The following is a 15,237-nucleotide window of genomic DNA, read 5'->3' as shown; positions in this document are numbered from 1 at the left end:
GGCGCGGCCCCGGTGCCAGGCTGAACCCATGCGCGCATCCCTGAGGTACCTCGCACTGGGTCTGGCCGGAGCGCTCGGCGTCTCCGGCACCGTTCTCGGCGGCTCCGCGGCCGTCGCGCACGACGATGGGCAGCACGGAGGCCGGGGCTCGCCCGTCACCGCCGAGCTGCCCAAGGTCCCCGCCATGACCGGCGGCGGCGGCGCGGTCTCCTCCGTGGACCCCCTCGCGAGCCAGGTCGGCATCGACGTGCTGGAGCGGGGAGGCAACGCCGCGGACGCCGCCGTGGCCGCGGCCGCCGCCCTGGGCGTCACCGAGCCGTACTCCGCGGGCATCGGCGGCGGCGGGTTCTTCGTCCACTACAGCGCGGAGACCGGCGAGGTCCGCACGATCGACGGGCGCGAGACCGCCCCCGCGACCTACACCGAGGACGAGTTCCTGGGCGAGGACGGCGAGCCCCTCGACTTCGCCACCGTGGTCAGCTCCGGGGCGTCCGTGGGCGTGCCCGGCACCGTGGCCACGTGGGAGACCGCCGCCGAGGAGTTCGGCACCATGGACCTGCACCGGCTGCTGCGCCCCGCGGAACGGATCGCCGCCCGCGGCTTCGTGGTGGACGAGAACTTCCAGGAGCAGACGTCCCAGAACGCCGAGCGCTTCGGGAAGTTCCCCGAGACGGCCGAGCTCTTCCTGCGCGACGGCGAGGCGCCCGCGGTGGGGACCGTGTTCCGCAACCCCGACCTCGCCCGCACCTACCGCACGATCCGGCACGAGGGCACCGGCGCCTTCTACGACGGGGCGATCGGAGCGGCGATCGTCGACGCGAGCCGTGAACCGGCCACCGCCGAGGGCGTGGAGGTGCTCCCCGGGGAGCTGACCCCCGAGGACCTGGCGTCCTACGAGGCCCTGCTCAAGGACCCGGTCTCCACCGAGTACCGCGGACTGGAGGTCTACGGCATGGGCCTGCCCAGCTCCGGCGGCATGGCGGTGGCCGAGACCCTCAACCTGCTCGAGGCCTACGACGAGCGCACCGGGGCCGGTCTTGCCGAGGTCTCCGAGACCCAGTACCTGCACCGCTTCTCGGAGGCCACTGCGACCGCCTTCGCCGACCGCAACCGGTGGATCGGGGACGTCGAGGGTGTGCCCGTGGAGGAGCTCACGAGCCAGGAGTTCGCCGACGAGCGCGCCTGCCTCTTCGACCCCGCGGCGGCCCAGGAGCGTCCGATCGCCTTCGGGGAGCCCGACGGGGACTACGCCGCGTGCGGGACGCCGCAGGCCCGTCAGCCCGAGCCCGTCGGCGGGGTCTCGACCACCCACCTCAACGTGGCCGACCGGTGGGGCAACGTGGTCTCCTACACCCTGACCATCGAGCAGACCGGCGGTTCCGGGATCACGGTCCCGGACCACGGGTTCCTGCTCAACAACGAGCTGACCGACTTCAACTTCGCGCCCGTCACCGAGGGCGTGCCGGACCCGAACCTGCCCGGCCCGGGCAAGCGGCCCCGCTCGTCGATGAGCCCCACGATCGTGCTCCGGGACGGGGAGCCGTGGATGTCGGTGGGCACGCCCGGCGGCGCCACGATCATCACCACGGTGGCGCAGATCCTCACCGGGCACATCGACCGGGACCTCGCCCTCGTCGACGCCGTGGCCGCGCCCCGGCTGAGCTCCCGCAACGGGCCGGAGGAGGTCGACCTCGGCCTGGCCGAATCCGAGGTCGGACGGCAGCTCAGCGGGCTGGGCCACCAGCTGGTCCCGCCCCCGCGCCGGTGGATCGGCAACGCCTCCGCCATCCGGATCCTCGGTGACGACCGCTTCGAGGCGGCGGCCGAGACCGAGCGCGGCTACGGCGGCTCCGCCATGGTGGTGCACCCCGAGCGGTGACCCCGCTCCGCCGGTGACGCCGCGGGCCCCGTCCGCCGCGGACGGGGCCCGCGGCCCTGCCTGGGCAGGTCCTACGCTGGGTCCGGACCGCGCGCCCCGCGCCCCGTTCGTCCGACCCAGGAGCCGCACCGTGTTCAGCCACCCGCCCACCGACCGCCCCGGCCCCTCCGAGCCCGTCGTGCCGGGGGACCCCGCCCTGGACGACCGGTGGCGGGCGGCGACGGCCGGGTGGCGCCCGTCCTCGATCCGCCCATCGTCGGTCCGCTCGGGCGAGCCCGATCGCGTCCGTGCCTGGGTGCGCCACGCCTGGGAGGGTCTCGCCGGCGCGGGCGCCGGACCGGAGGACGACGACGCCCTCGGCCGGCGGGTGCGCGACCTGATGACCGTCGCCGCGCTGTTCGTCCTCCAGGAGCGCTTCCTGGCCGTCGCCGCCGGTGAGCCGGCCCCGGCCGAGGCGCCCGACCCCCGGCGGGACGGCGCCCCCCTGGACAACGACGAGGTCCTGGCGGTGGTGCGGCAGACGTGGGACATCGACCCGGCGGAGGAGGGGGCTGACGGGTTCGCGGCGGAGCTCGCCGGCTTCCTGCAGGACCACCTGGACGAGCTCGCCGAGGAGGTCCGTGAGCGGCTGGTGGACCGGCGCGGTCCCACCCAGGTTTTCGCCGAGCTGTGGAGCCTCGAGCACGTGGACGAGCTCGAGCCCGCTGACCAGGAGGGGGAGCCGCCGTTCCCGCTCTCCACCGACGACATCGCGTGGATCGTCAGCGGCGTCCCCGGTCCCGAGAAGCACACCGCCTGGGAGTGGCTCACCCGCTGAGCCGGACTCCGGCCGCGGCGGCGCTGCCGGAATAAGCGCGCACGACGACGACTTTTATGGATGTATCCACAAAATTCGTGACGAGGAGCTCCGCATGACCATCCAGCTCGGCCTCAACACCTTCGGCGACCTCTACCCCGGGCCGGACGGGCGGATGCTCAGCGGGGCGCAGGTGATCCGCAACATCGTGGCCGAGGCGGTGCTGGCCGACCAGGTGGGCCTGGACTTCTTCGGCATCGGCGAGCACCACCGGGAGGACTTCGCGGTCTCCTCGCCCGAGACGGTGCTTGCCGGCATCGCCACGGTCACGGAGCGGATCCGCCTGGGCTCCGCGGTGACGGTGCTCAGCTCCGACGACCCGGTGCGCGTCTACCAGCGCTTCGCCACCGTGGACGCCCTCTCCTCCGGCCGCGCCGACGTCATCCTGGGCCGCGGCTCCTTCACCGAGTCCTTCCCGCTGTTCGGCTACCCGCTGGACGAGTACGAGGCGCTGTTCGAGGAGAAGCTGCAGCTGTTCGACCGGCTCCGCGCCGAGGGCCGGATCGAATGGCAGGGCCGGCTGCGCGCGCCGATCCAGGGCCTGGAGGTGTACCCCAAGACCGAGGCCGGCGCGCTGCGCACGTGGATCGCCGTGGGCGGCTCGCCCAACTCGGTGGTCCGCGCCGCCCACTACGGGCTGCCCGTCATCTTCGCGATCATCGGCGGCAGCCCTTCGGCCTTCGCGCCCTTCGCCGACTACTACCGCCAGGCCCTCGAGCACTTCGGCAAGGAGCCGCAGCCGGTGGCCTTCCACTCCCCGGGCTACGTGGCGGAGACCGACGAGCAGGCCCGCGAGGAGTTCTTCCCGCACCAGGCCTACACGCACTCCCGGATCGGCAAGGAGCGGGGCTGGGGCCCGCTGACCCGCGCGGAGTTCGACGCGATGTGCGGACCGGAGGGCGCCTACTTCGTGGGTTCACCGGAGACGGTCGCCCGCAAGATCGTGCGCTCCTCGGCGGCGCTCGGCGCCTCCCGCTTCGACCTCAAGTACGCGGTGGGCACCCTGGACCACGCCCGGATGCGCCGCAGCATCGAGCTGTTCGGCACCGAGGTGCGCCGCTACGTCGAGGACATGACCGCCGACCTGACCGAGGGCGCCACCGCGTAGCCCCGCCCCGTGCTCCCGGCCTGCGCCTCGACCCCCGGACCGAGGCGCAGGCCGGGCCGCTCAGAACCGGCGCGTGACCGCGTCGCGGGGCAGGGTGGCGAGCACCGTGGTCCCCACGCCCGGCTGCGAGCGGATCTCCAGAGCGGCTCCCGAGGCGTCGGCGATGTCCCGCATGATGCGCAGCCCCAGGTGGCCCTCCGGAGAGCCCCCGGAGTCGTCGAAACCGGTGCCGTCGTCGCTGATCGACATCACCGTGACGCCGTGCTCCACGTCGAGCCGCAGGCTGACCGTGGACGCGTGGGCGTGCTTCGAGATGTTCGCGAACGCCTCCCGCGCCACCTTGAGGAACATGCCCTCCTGCTCGGGGGTGAGGAACACCGCGGGGCTGATCCGCACGGACGTGTCGATCCCCCGCTGGGCCAGCGGGTCCGCGAGCCGGGCCAGGGCCTTGGGCAGCCCGAGGGTCAGCAGGTCCGGGGAGTACAGGGCGGTGGTGATCCCGCGCAGGGTGCGCAGGCTGCCCTGCAGGATCGTCCGGGACCGGCCCAGCGCGCTGCGCTGTTCGGGCGCCGCCGCCGTCATCTCCTGGGCCTCCAGCGAGTAGGAGAGACCGGCCAGGTCCTGGATGACGTCGTCGTGCAGGTCCCGGGCGACCCGAACCCGTTCCAGCTCGGCGGCGTCCACGGCGTGCTGGAGCAGCTGCGCGCGCGCCGTGCGGTGGTCCTGGATCCGGCGGGCGAGGCCGACCGCAGGGGCGAGCTGGGCCAGCTGGAACAGCGCCAGCGTCAGGAGGAACGCCGGTGCCATGCCCATGAGCACGGAGCGCTGCTCGTCGCGCACCATCGAGTCGTCGTAGTAGGCCTCGAAGACCAGCTGCTCACCGCCGGCGGGGACGAAGCCCACGTAGACCTCGACCAGCTGCCCGGCGCCGGACTCGTGGGAGTTCTCCACGTCCTGCTGGTGCTCGAGGGTGGCGGCTCCCTCCCCCCGGGCCACGAGGTCGTCGTCCCAGGAGGGGGGGCCGTAGTTCTGCCCGATGAGCTCGTGCTCGTCGGAGTACACGATGGTCCCCTCCTCGTCCCAGATCTTGATCCGCCGGATGGCCCCGTCGTCCAGCCACGGCTGGAGCCGGACGTCCAGCTGGGCCGTGGCCGCCGGGCCGCCGGCCAGCAGGTCGTCGGTGATCAGGGGAGCCACGGCGTAGTTGGCCAGCCGCTGGGTGATGCGCAGGACGTGCTGCACGGCGTGCTCCTCGGCGACGGCCCGGATCCACCAGGTCGCCGGCACGGCCGCGACGAGCAGCACCACGAGCCCGGTGAGCAGGAACCTGCGCACGGCGGCCCGCACCTCGGACCGGTCGGTCGTCGGCGGTGGTGGCACCGGCCAGTCCTCGAGCAGGACCTCGGCCGCAGGAGTGGTGCGCTCCACGCGTGAGAGCAGGCGCCTCATGACCGGGCCGTCAGCAGACCGAGCCTGGAGGCGGCGGCGACCGCCTCCAGCTGGGAGTGGGCGCCCAGCTTGGCGAGGATCGTCTTCACGTAGCCGCGGCAGGTGTTCGGGGTGATGTTCAGCAGCCGGGCGTTCGCGCCCACGCCGTGCCCCTCGGCCATGAGGCGCAGGACCTGCAGCTCGCGCTGGGTGAGGGCCGGCACCTCGGCGGCCGGGCGGCGGGCCGGTGCGGCCAGCAGTGACGGGTGGACCGCCATCGTGCCGCAGCGGGCGTTGCGGATGGTCTCGAGCAGGGTCGCGAGCGAGCCGTCCTTCGGCAGGAAGGCGCAGATCCCCGTGCTCGCCGCGGCCTCGAGGACGTGCTGCGTGGGGTCCCCGGTCAGCATGACGATCCGCGTTCCCGGCCGCTCCCGGAGGATCCGGGCGGAGGCCGTCACGCCGTTGCCGCCGGAGAGGTGGTAGTCCATGACCACCACGTCGGGCCGCAGCGCCGCGCACAGTCGGACGCTCGACTCGACGTCGTCGGCCACGCCGACGCTGCGCAGGTCCGGCTCCTGGCTCAGCGCGCCGGTCAGCAGCTCCGCGAACGTGGTGTGGTCGTCGACCACCAGGATCGAGGTGCGCGCGGCGCATCCCTCTGCAATGTCAGTGTCCATCTCGGCCCAGCCCCCCGGCGCCCTCCGTACTACCTGTCGGTAGTATGGCGATCGCAAATCCTGCGGAGCAAGTCGGCCTCTGTACCCACTTCGGTGGTTGACAAGGGGGTATGGCCTATGGCGCCGTGGTTCGTGGGGTCGCATGGCCGAGTCCTCTACGCGGCGGTGCTCAGGGAGCGGCCCAGGAAGGCCTGGAGCACGGAGGCCGCCTCCTGCCGGGCGAGCGGAGCGCGGGGGCCGGGCATCCAATCCGGGTCGCCGAGCCGGCCGTGGAGCACCAGCAGGGCCGTCAGGACCTGGCCCAGCTCGTCGCCGGTCGCCGCCGTGGCCCGGAGCATGCGGGCGTAGGACGCCTGCAGCGCCACGGACGGAGCGCACCCCAGTTCGTGGTCCAGGGCCCGCCGGCACTGCTCGTAGGCCTGCAGCCCTTCGACCGGACGGCCGGAGCCCTCGAGCCCCAGGACCAGGACCGTCCATGCCCGCTCCTGCAGCAGGTCCTCGACGAGAGCGGCGCGGGCGTGCCGCACGGCCTCGGCGTGGAGCCCGAGCTCGAAAGCGCACTCGGCGGCCGAGACGCGGGCCTCGAGCACGCGGGCGGCGTGCAGCTCGCGCTGGAGCTCCGCCCACTCGCAGCACAGCTCGTTCTCCAGCAGCGGCGCGTCCGCCCGCTCGAGCGCCTCGCACCACAGCGCGTAGGCCTGCTCCGGGCGGCGGCGACCGGCGTGCTCCACGGCCAGCTCGAACCGCCGGAGGTCCAGGTCCACGGCCGCGCCGTCCATGACGTACCCGCCGTTGGCGGTGCGCAGCGGTCCGCTCCGCCCCGCTCCCGGCTGCAGGCCGCGGCGCAGGACGCTGACGTAGCTCTCCAGGTTCTGCAGCGCGGCGGTCGGCGGCCGGTCCCCCCAGAGGAGCTCGACCAGCCGGTCCTTGGACACCGGTGTGCCCAGCTGCAGCAACAGGATCTCCAGGATCTGCCGCTGCTTGGGTCCGCCGAGCTCCCGGGCCGTCAGCACGCGGTCCCCCCGGCGCACCTCCAGCGGCCCCAGAACGCGGACGGACAGCTGCACGTCCGATCCGCTCGTTCCACCACCAGCACCTGTCGTTTTCACGGGTCCCCCTTCCCGAAAGTGAATCCCAGTGTGGGGCGGGGCCGGCCGCCGGGCCAGCCCCGGGTGAGGGGTGGGGCGCCCCCCAAAACGGGGGGTCCCGGGGCTCCGGCGGATCACGGGAGCGGAGGCGGATGACGCCCCGTGTCCCCGCCGGCGGTGTCCTGGCGGACGTCTCTGCCGGTCGGCAACTTTTCTCCAAGGTCGGCTCCCCATCGTGCTGGCATGACCGCTTCCGCCACGCTTCCGACCGCCGGTGCCCCGGCCCGCTCCGAGAGCCGGGGCACCAGACGCTGGCTGCTTCCCGCCCTCTTCCTCCTGGCCGTCCTCGGGGTCCTCGGCGGCGCCGTGCTGGGACAGGGCGAGGAGCCGGGCGCCCCGCTGGGCGCGGTGGCCCCGGTGCCCGGGGGTCTCGCCCGCGTCAACGGCGTCCTGCCGGAGGACGCGGGCGGGGGCGTGTCGGCCGGGGACGGGCCCGCCGGGGACGCCTCCGTCGAGGACGACTCCCACCGGGTGCGCGTCCTGCTCGAGCTCACCGCGCTCGAGGCCGGGGGCGTCGACTTCGACGCCGCGGACTGGGAGGTGCAGCGCCTCGGCGGCGGAGCATCCCGCGCCGTGCACGCCACCGTCCAGGAGCAGACGGTCCTCCAGGGCGGGGTCCTGCGGACCGAGCTGCTCTTCGAGGTCCCCGACCGAGCACTCGAGCTGACCCTCGAGGGACCGCGCAGCGCGCGGCTGTCGCTCGGGACGGACCACCACCGCGGTGGTGGCCCCCGATGACCACCGCGACGACCCCTGCGACGACCACTGCATCGATCTCGGTGACCCGGCCGGCCGTCACTGCTGCGGAGCCCCGCCGTGCGGGGCGCGCACCCGGCCCGTCGTCGTCCTGTCAGCTCGAAGGAGAAAAGCCATGACCGTCTCGAGAAGAAGCGTCCTGCTGGTCGGCGGACTGGGAGTGCTGGGGGCCGGGGCGCTCGCCGTGCCCACCCGTTCCGTGGAGGCGAAGTCTGCCAGCGAGCTCCGCGACGCCGACATGCCCCGGCCCTTCCGGACGCCCTTCGTCCAGGCACCGGTGCTGCAGCCCCACGCCCGGTCCGTCGACCCCGCCGACGGGCTGCCGGTCCACCACTACGTGGTCACCGAGCGTGCGGCGCGGGCCCAGATCCTGCCCCGAGCGGGCCTCACCACGCCGATCCTGGGCTACAACGGGATCTTCCCCGGGCCCACGATCAGCCTCGACCAGGGGACCAAGGCGGTGCTGCGCGTGCGCAACCAGCTGCCCTCCGTGCACCCCCTGGACGGGCACATCCTGTCCACCTCCACGCACCTGCACGGGTCGGCGTCCCTCCCGCAGTACGACGGGTACGCCAACGACGTGACGAACCCGGGCTTCTACAAGGACTACCACTACCCGAACTTCCAGCCGGCGCGGACCCTCTGGTACCACGACCACGGCGTGCACTACACGGCGCTCAACGCCTACTCCGGTCTCGCGGCGCAGTACCACATGCACGATCCCCTGGAGCGGGCGCTCCTGCCCCAGGGCCGTTTCGACGTCGCCGTCACGATCTCCGACGCGATGTTCGCGGAGGACGGATCGCTCGGCTACGACGACAACAGTCACTCCGGGCTGTGGGGTGACGTCATCCTGGTCAACGGGCGGCCGTGGCCGGTCATGAAGGTCCAGAAGCGGGTCTACCGGTTCCGGGTGCTCAACGCCTCCATCTCCCGGTCCCTGCGCCCCACCCTGAGCACGGGCGACCCGATCGTCGTCGTCGGCACGGACGGCGGGCTGGTGCCGACGCCCCAGTACGTCAACAACTACCGGCACGCCGGTGCGGAGCGCTACGAGCTGCTCATCGACTTCCGCAAGTACCGGACCGGGCAGCGCGTCGAGCTGCGCAACCTCTCGAACGACAACAACGTGGACTACGACTACACCCACCAGATCATGGCGTTCGACGTCGTCGACGAGCCGGTGGACACCTCCGACCCCACGTGGAACCGGATCCCCGCGCAGCTGGCCGTGCACAACGAGGTGATGGCGCTGAAGCCGGCCCAGTCCACCCGGACCCGTCGGTTCGAGCTGGACCGCACCAACGGGATGTGGACGGTCAACGACGTCACCTGGCAGGAGGTCGTCGCCAGCGGCTACAAGAAGGTCGCGGCCGAGGTGGCCGTCGACGCGGTGGAGGTCTGGGAGTTCGAGAACAACTCCGGCGGGTGGTACCACCCGCTGCACATCCACCTCGTCGACTTCCAGATCCTCAGCCGCAACGGGCGGTCAGCGTTCAACTACGAGCGCGGGCCCAAGGACGTCGTCTACGTGGGCGAGGGCGAGACCGTCCGGCTGCTCATGAAGTTCGGGCCCCACAAGGGCCGCTACATGATCCACTGCCACAACCTCTCCCACGAGGACCACGACATGATGGTCCAGTTCAGGGTGGGGCTCAAGGAGGACGACCCGGACCCCGCCGACCCGATGACGGCCGCGCCGGCGAAGTGGGACGACGGCAGCGCCCCGGCGACCTCCCCGGCTCCCGCGCCCAGCCCCACGCCGAGCCCGTCCGCGACGCCCACCCCGTCGCCGTCCGCGACCTCCGCACCGGCACCCTCGCCGACTCCGACCCCGACGCCCACGCCCACGCCGGCCAATTCGGGCAAGGGCAAGGGCAGCGGAGGAAAACCGGTCCGCAAGTGACCGTCCCGCCGGCCGGTCGCAGGACGACCGCCGCGGTGCTGCTCGGCACCGCGGCGGTGCTCGCCTGCCGGCTGTGGCTGCTCGAACCCCTCGCCGTCGGCTCCGACAGCATGGAGCCGACGCTGCCGGAGGGGACGGTGGTGCTCCTGCTCAAGGCGGGGGCGCCGGACCGGCGGGCCGCGCCGGGCTCCCTCGTGGTCTTCGCGGACCCGCAGGACGGCGGCAGCACCGTGAAGCGGGTCGTGGCCGGCGGAGGGCAGACGGTGGCGATCGAGGACGCCGTGCTGGTCGTCGACGGCGAAGCGGTCCCGGAGCCGTTCGTGGACCACAGCAGGATCGACGCCACCTGGTTCGGCCCTGTCACGGTCCCGCCGGGGCACCTCTTCGTGATGGGCGACAACCGGTATCCGTCCGTGGACTCCCGCGACTACGGGAGCATCCCCGCCTCCGCGGTCGAGGCGACGGTCCTGCTGCCCCGGAGCCCGTGACCGGCACGGGGGCCCCGGCGCCCGCCACGGTCCAAGACTTTTCCAAGAACCCCTGGATTCACTGGAGCAAACAACGTGCCCGCCGCGGCGGGCCGTGCCGGAAGGAAGCACCATGGAATCTCCGCACCCCGTGCGCACCGAGGACCCGACGACGGGCCGCCCCGGTGTCTCGCGCCGCGGTGTCCTCACCGGTCTGGCCGCCGGGCTCGTCGCGCTGCCCGCCCCGGTGGCCCGCGCCGCGCCGCGCAAGCCGACACCGGCACCCGCAGCCGGTGTCCTGTCCCGTGGGACGGGGCACGGGGCCGGTGAGCTCCGAGGCTCCCAGATCGCGGTCACGGCCGGCCGGCGGACCGAGGGCCGTTTCGGCGTGATGTTCCCGCAGCTGCCGGCCTTCGCGCCCGACGACGCGCTGCTGATCGGCCTGGCCGGGCGGATGATCGACCGGACGCCGCCCCTGGCCGACGTGTCCCTGAGCAACGACGGCTTCGACAACCCCGGCATTCCGGCCGGGTTCGCCTACCTGGGGCAGTTCATCGACCACGACATGACCCTGGACAGCACGCCGATGCCGGTGCAGCAGCAGGACCCGAAGGCCCTCGTCAACTTCGACACCCCGTTCTTCGACCTCGGCTCCGTGTACGGCGGGGGCCCCGCGGTGGACCCCCAGCTCTACGACCCGGCGGACCCGCGGCGGATGCGCCTCGGCGCGACCCCGGACGGACTGCCGGACCTGCCGCGCCGGGCGGACGGGACGGCGGTCCTCGGCGACCACCGCAACGACGAGAACCTGGTCATCGCCCAGTTCCACCTCGCCTTCCTGCAGGCGCACAACCGGTTCGTCGACTCCGGGGCGTCCTTCGAGGAGGCGCGGCGCCTGACGCGCTGGCACTTCCAGTGGCTGATCGTGCACGACTTCCTGCCCCACGTGGTGGGCCGTCCCCTCGTGCAGAGCATGCTGACGGTCGGACGGAAGGGCCCGGTGGCCGTGGCCCGCCGCTTCTACAGACCGGGCAACCCTGCTCGCCCGATGATGCCCATCGAGTACTCCGTGGGCGCCTACCGGTTCGGCCACAGCATGGTCCGCGCGGAGTACGAGATGAACGACGAGGTCACCATCCCGTTCTTCGGATCTCCGGGCCACGACCTCCGCGGCTCCCGGCCGATCCCCGCCCGCGCCCGGGCCGACTGGAACTACTTCTTCGACCTCCCCGGCGTCGATGCGCCGGACGACCGCAACATGACCCGGCTGATCGACACGAAGCTCGCCCTGCCGCTGTCGGAGCTCCCGCCCACCGTGGTGCAGCACGTCGACGGAGCGATCCTCGACCTGGCCCAGCGCAACCTGCTGCGCGGCAAGCGGCTCGGCCTGCCGTCCGGTCAGGACGTCGCCAGGGCCATGGGGCTGACGCCGATCCCGAACGACCGCCTGGGGCTGACGGAGCGCGGCTGGAACGGCAGGGCCCCGCTGTGGTTCTACGTGCTGAAGGAGGCGGAGCTGCTGGGCGGGCGCACGCTGGGGCCCGTGGGCGGGCGGATCGTCGCCGAGGTGATCCTGGGCATCCTCTCCCTGGACCGCTCCTCGTTCCTCAACGCCGCCACGCCCTGGACACCGGCCACGACCCCCTTCGCCTGCGGCGACTTCCTGCGGATGGCCGGGGCGCTCGAGAACATGCCCGCGGGGGACGAGGCCGAGGAGCAGGACGGAGAGGTGCCGGAGGTCGAGCTGCCGGGGGACGAGCTCACCGGGGACGCCTGACCCGCACGCCCTGAGTACACGGGAACGTGTACCGTGAGGGCATGTCCTCCGTCGCCCCCACTCATGCCTCGGCGCTGTCCCGGCTGGGCGCCGCCCTCTCCGACGAGACGCGCACGGGCATCCTGCTGGCCCTGCGCGGTGCCCCGGGCCGCCCCTCGGAGCTGGCGCGGGCCCTCGGCGTGTCCAAGCAGGTGATGTCCAACCAGCTCGCCTGCCTGCGCGGATGCGGGCTGGTGACGGCCTCCGCGGAGGGGCGCAGCACCTGGTACCGGCTGGCCGATCCCCGCCTCGGCACGGCGCTGGGGGAGCTGTTGGAGCTGGTGGTGACCGTGGACCCCACCTGCTGCTCCCCGGCCGGATGCGCCTGCGCATGAGCTCCCGCACGCTGGGGCCGGGCTTCCTCACCTCGGCGCGCCGGGCGGTCCTGCACCGGCGGGTGCGCCTGATCGTGGCCGGCACCATCACCTACAACGTCCTCGAGGCCGTCGTCGCCCTGGCCGCGGGCGCCCTGGCGTCCTCCTCGGCGCTGATCGGCTTCGGCCTGGACTCGATCGTCGAGGTCCTCTCGGCCGCGGCGGTGGCCTGGCAGTTCGCCGCTCCCGACCCGCACCGCCGCGAGAAGGCGGCGATGCGGGTGATCGCGTTCTCCTTCCTCGGACTGGCCGCCTTCGTCACCGTCGATGCGATCCGCGCCCTGCTCGGGGCCGCCGAGCCTGAGCACTCCCCGATCGGGATCGGGCTGGCGGCGGTGAGCCTGGTGGTCATGCCCTTCCTGTCCTGGTTCGAGCGGCGCACCGGCCGGGAGCTGGGCTCGGCCACCGCGGTGGCCGACTCCCACCAGACCCTGCTGTGCACCTACCTCTCGGCTGTGCTGCTGGCGGGCCTGGTCCTCAACAGCACGCTGGGCTGGACCTGGGCCGACCCGGTCGCCGCCCTGGTGATCGCCGCGGTGGCGGTGCGGGAGGGTCTGGAGGCCTGGCGGGGGGACGCCTGCTGCTCCCCGGTGGCCGTGCTGCTGGACGAGGACGCGGAGGACTGCGCCGACGCGTGCGGCCCCGGCTGCTCCTGCTGCACCCACTGACCCTCGGCCCCTGTCCGGGCGGGAGTGCACCGACAGGGGCCGGCCCGCGCTCCGAGGGGGTCGGAGCACGGGCCGGCTGGAGGGAGCGCTGTCTCAGATGCTCATCCGGTGCCCACCACCCCCCTCGCCTCTCCGCCGCGCGTGGACTGCACGAGCACGCCCGAGATCCGCTGGCCCGGGCCGGGCTTGGCCCGGTACTCCCAGTTGCCGAGCGAGTCCACCGGCGCGGAGCCGATCTTGACGGGCCTGCCCGACGTCGTGTTGTAGATGTTCACCGACGTCGCGGGGTTCAGCAGGGAGGGCGCACCCGGGACGAGGGCCGTGCCCGTGATCCGCAGCTCCTTGCCGACCTTGTGCCGGGAGGCCGCCGCGACGGTCACCACGTCGTCGCTCTTCAGGGTGATCGTCGCGGGGGCGCTCGCGACCCCGGCGGCGTTCTTGACCACCAGCTGGAGGACCGGGTCCTGGTCCGCGGCCGCGGGCGCCGTGGCGGCAACCGTGGTGAAGAACGGCACCACCACCTTCGGCTTGGCCACGGTCCGGTCGCTGAACGTCACCTGGGGCCCGCTCAGCTGCGTCCACTCGTAGGAGGCCGCGTTCGTGGACCCGCTGCCGTCCAGCTCCGTGGCCATCCCCCGGGCCGCCGAGCCGGTCCGGGCCGCGACGGCCGCGGTGGCCGCGGGCTGCACGACGTCGGGATTGTCCGGGGTGGTGCCCTCCGTGACGGGACCGGGGTCCGGGGCGGGATCGATCGGGGCCTCGCCGACCGGGGTGGCGTCCCCGCCGGTGACGACCACGGGCACGGTGGTCCGGCTCGTCCCGGAGGTGGAGACCGTGGCCTCGACCGGGGGAGCGGCCGTCGGGAACGAGCCCTTGAAGACGTTCGCGGTGCCGGTGGCGGTGAGCTTCCCGAAGCCGGTGACCTCCGGGGCGGTCCCGGAGGAAGACGTCGCCTCGACGGTCAGCGCGGTGCCGTCGTAGGTCGCGGCCGTGGCGACCGAGACGTCGGTGACGGCGACCTCGGCGCTGCTGACGGGCTTGTCCCCGAGGTTCCGGACCGTCACGCTCGCCGGTGCGGCGCCCGTGTACGCGATGCGGGCGTAGGCACGCTCGGAGTCGCCCTCGTCCTTCTCCATGGGCGTGGTCGCGAAGACCCCGTCCTGGCCGACCACCTCGAGCTGGTCTCCGCGGCTGGTGGCGAAGACGTCGATGTGGCCTCCGCCGACGACGGCCCGGTCGGCCTGCACGCCCGTGTTGGTGGAGAGCTTGCCCATCACGGAGAACTGGTCGTTGCGGGCGGTGGCGCCGTCCGAGGTCTTCACCTCGAAGAAGTTCGTGCCGAGCGGGCTGCCCGTCACGGTGTGCTCCACGTCGGGGTTGCCCAGGTAGCCCTCGGGCGCCCCGGTGTCCCACTTCAGGAACGGTCCGAGGTCGCCCTTGAGCGGCGTCTTGAAGTTGCCGATGGCGGGGGAGACGTCCTCCACCAGGCGCCCGCGGCCCCGCTCGTCGGTGTCGACCGTCACGGTGCCGTAGGGGTGCTGGAAGGTCAGGGTGGTGTTGGGCGCCGCGTCGTCCACGTCGATGCGCTGGCGGGCGAAGACGACCTGGTCCCCGGGGACCGGGTTCTCGTTGGCGAACGCGGCCTCGAGGGCGAGGGTGAGGACAGCGTCCCCGCCGCCGGGCACGGCGACCTCGGACCCGGCGAGCATGTAGAAGGCCTCGCCGGGGAAGTTGTCCGGGAAGGAGATGGGCTTCAGCGGATCCGGGACGTCCCCGGGCGGGAAGGCGCACAGCGGGTTGTCGGCGTCCAGGCACAGTTCCGTGCGGACCTTGCTGCTGTCCTCGTACCAGGCGGGGAATCCGTGCTCGGTGTTCACCGGCCCCACGGCGGTCAGGCCGCCCGGGTTGCGCTGGACCACCTGGGTGGCGGCCGTCGAGGCGCTGATGCCGGTGACACCGAGCAGGAGCGCCGCGGCGGCGGCGACCGTGCGGCGGCCACGGGGGTGTTGTGGCGGGTCCCGCAGCAGTTCGCGGGGATTGGTGGAGGTGCTCATGATGTCTCCTCAAGTAGCGACGGTGCTGATGTCGCGAATATGCAAAGTCACACTTGAGAAAAGCCTGTGGCGCCGGACCCGGGCGCGGTGTCTCCGCGCA

The 15,237-nt window shown here is 73.1% G+C and carries 13 protein-coding genes; 9 read left to right on the top strand and 4 right to left on the bottom strand.

Going from position 1 to position 15,237, the window contains the following annotated elements; genetic code table 11:
- Positions 1 to 28 precede the first annotated feature (28 nt).
- The 3 genes from ggt to ACYVM4_RS04715 all read left to right on the top strand — a co-directional run bounded on the left by ggt (position 29) and on the right by ACYVM4_RS04715 (position 3,843).
- Positions 29 to 1,879 carry a gamma-glutamyltransferase gene (gene ggt, locus ACYVM4_RS04725; protein WP_368822412.1) on the top strand — a complete coding sequence of 617 codons (1,851 nt, stop codon included), beginning with the start codon at positions 29 to 31 and terminating at the stop codon, positions 1,877 to 1,879.
- 130 nt (positions 1,880 to 2,009) lie between these two features.
- Positions 2,010 to 2,696, top strand: a complete 687-nt coding sequence (locus tag ACYVM4_RS04720) for a hypothetical protein (RefSeq protein WP_460667796.1) — start codon at positions 2,010 to 2,012, stop codon at positions 2,694 to 2,696.
- 94 nt (positions 2,697 to 2,790) lie between these two features.
- Positions 2,791 to 3,843, top strand: a complete 1,053-nt coding sequence (locus ACYVM4_RS04715) for an LLM class flavin-dependent oxidoreductase (protein ID WP_460667795.1) — start codon at positions 2,791 to 2,793, stop codon at positions 3,841 to 3,843.
- Between the two features lie 60 nt (positions 3,844 to 3,903).
- Here ACYVM4_RS04715 and ACYVM4_RS04710 read toward each other — a convergent pair whose 3' ends face one another.
- The 3 genes from ACYVM4_RS04710 to ACYVM4_RS04700 all read right to left on the bottom strand — a co-directional run bounded on the left by ACYVM4_RS04710 (position 3,904) and on the right by ACYVM4_RS04700 (position 7,015).
- Positions 3,904 to 5,292: a sensor histidine kinase gene (locus tag ACYVM4_RS04710; protein ID WP_460667794.1), complete on the bottom strand. Its 1,389-nt coding sequence runs from the start codon at positions 5,290 to 5,292 to the stop codon at positions 3,904 to 3,906.
- Positions 5,289 to 5,948: a response regulator gene (locus tag ACYVM4_RS04705; protein ID WP_460667793.1), complete on the bottom strand. Its 660-nt coding sequence runs from the start codon at positions 5,946 to 5,948 to the stop codon at positions 5,289 to 5,291. The genes ACYVM4_RS04710 and ACYVM4_RS04705 overlap by 4 nt, the downstream gene beginning before the upstream one ends.
- Before the next feature lie 155 nt (positions 5,949 to 6,103).
- Entirely contained in the window at positions 6,104 to 7,015 is a 912-nt protein-coding gene (locus ACYVM4_RS04700; protein ID WP_460667792.1) for an AfsR/SARP family transcriptional regulator, read from the bottom strand.
- Positions 7,016 to 7,279: 264 nt separating this feature from the next.
- Here ACYVM4_RS04700 and ACYVM4_RS04695 point away from each other — a divergent pair, with 264 nt between their 5' ends.
- The 6 genes from ACYVM4_RS04695 (at position 7,280) to ACYVM4_RS04670 (ending at position 13,083) form a co-directional block, all read left to right on the top strand.
- Positions 7,280 to 7,834: a hypothetical protein gene (locus ACYVM4_RS04695; protein ID WP_460667791.1), complete on the top strand. Its 555-nt coding sequence runs from the start codon at positions 7,280 to 7,282 to the stop codon at positions 7,832 to 7,834.
- Between the two features lie 133 nt (positions 7,835 to 7,967).
- Positions 7,968 to 9,758: a multicopper oxidase family protein gene (locus ACYVM4_RS04690; protein WP_460667790.1), complete on the top strand. Its 1,791-nt coding sequence runs from the start codon at positions 7,968 to 7,970 to the stop codon at positions 9,756 to 9,758.
- Positions 9,755 to 10,246: a signal peptidase I gene (lepB, locus tag ACYVM4_RS04685; protein ID WP_460667789.1), complete on the top strand. Its 492-nt coding sequence runs from the start codon at positions 9,755 to 9,757 to the stop codon at positions 10,244 to 10,246. The genes ACYVM4_RS04690 and lepB overlap by 4 nt, the downstream gene beginning before the upstream one ends.
- Before the next feature lie 112 nt (positions 10,247 to 10,358).
- Entirely contained in the window at positions 10,359 to 12,002 is a 1,644-nt protein-coding gene (locus tag ACYVM4_RS04680; RefSeq protein WP_460667788.1) for a peroxidase family protein, read from the top strand.
- 41 nt (positions 12,003 to 12,043) lie between these two features.
- Positions 12,044 to 12,376 (top strand): ArsR/SmtB family transcription factor, encoded by a 333-nt coding sequence (locus ACYVM4_RS04675; protein WP_368822424.1) that lies wholly within the window; start codon positions 12,044 to 12,046, stop codon positions 12,374 to 12,376.
- A complete protein-coding gene (locus ACYVM4_RS04670) occupies positions 12,373 to 13,083 on the top strand; it encodes a cation transporter (protein WP_368822425.1) in 711 nt (236 codons plus the stop codon). Before ACYVM4_RS04675 ends, ACYVM4_RS04670 begins: the two co-directional genes overlap by 4 nt.
- A 101-nt stretch (positions 13,084 to 13,184) precedes the next feature.
- Here ACYVM4_RS04670 and ACYVM4_RS04665 read toward each other — a convergent pair whose 3' ends face one another.
- Positions 13,185 to 15,137 (bottom strand): hypothetical protein, encoded by a 1,953-nt coding sequence (locus ACYVM4_RS04665; RefSeq protein WP_460667787.1) that lies wholly within the window; start codon positions 15,135 to 15,137, stop codon positions 13,185 to 13,187.
- Positions 15,138 to 15,237: the final 100 nt, after the last annotated feature.

The organism is Kocuria himachalensis, from assembly GCF_054784195.1.
The sequence above is the reverse complement of the archived record's forward strand: the minus strand, read 5'-3'. Positions and strand labels throughout refer to the sequence as shown.

What these genes read in the sequence shown, in the direction of transcription:
- ACYVM4_RS04680 (WP_460667788.1), top strand. Translation starts at nt 10,359, where the DNA reads ATGGAATCTCCGCACCCCGTGCGCACCGAGGACCCGACGACGGGCCGC.
- ACYVM4_RS04675 (WP_368822424.1), top strand. Translation starts at nt 12,044, where the DNA reads ATGTCCTCCGTCGCCCCCACTCATGCCTCGGCGCTGTCCCGGCTGGGC.
- ggt (WP_368822412.1), top strand. Translation starts at nt 29, where the DNA reads ATGCGCGCATCCCTGAGGTACCTCGCACTGGGTCTGGCCGGAGCGCTC.
- ACYVM4_RS04705 (WP_460667793.1), bottom strand. Translation starts at nt 5,948, where the DNA reads ATGGACACTGACATTGCAGAGGGATGCGCCGCGCGCACCTCGATCCTG.
- ACYVM4_RS04715 (WP_460667795.1), top strand. Translation starts at nt 2,791, where the DNA reads ATGACCATCCAGCTCGGCCTCAACACCTTCGGCGACCTCTACCCCGGG.
- ACYVM4_RS04690 (WP_460667790.1), top strand. Translation starts at nt 7,968, where the DNA reads ATGACCGTCTCGAGAAGAAGCGTCCTGCTGGTCGGCGGACTGGGAGTG.
- ACYVM4_RS04695 (WP_460667791.1), top strand. Translation starts at nt 7,280, where the DNA reads ATGACCGCTTCCGCCACGCTTCCGACCGCCGGTGCCCCGGCCCGCTCC.
- ACYVM4_RS04670 (WP_368822425.1), top strand. Translation starts at nt 12,373, where the DNA reads ATGAGCTCCCGCACGCTGGGGCCGGGCTTCCTCACCTCGGCGCGCCGG.
- ACYVM4_RS04665 (WP_460667787.1), bottom strand. Translation starts at nt 15,137, where the DNA reads ATGAGCACCTCCACCAATCCCCGCGAACTGCTGCGGGACCCGCCACAA.
- ACYVM4_RS04710 (WP_460667794.1), bottom strand. Translation starts at nt 5,292, where the DNA reads ATGAGGCGCCTGCTCTCACGCGTGGAGCGCACCACTCCTGCGGCCGAG.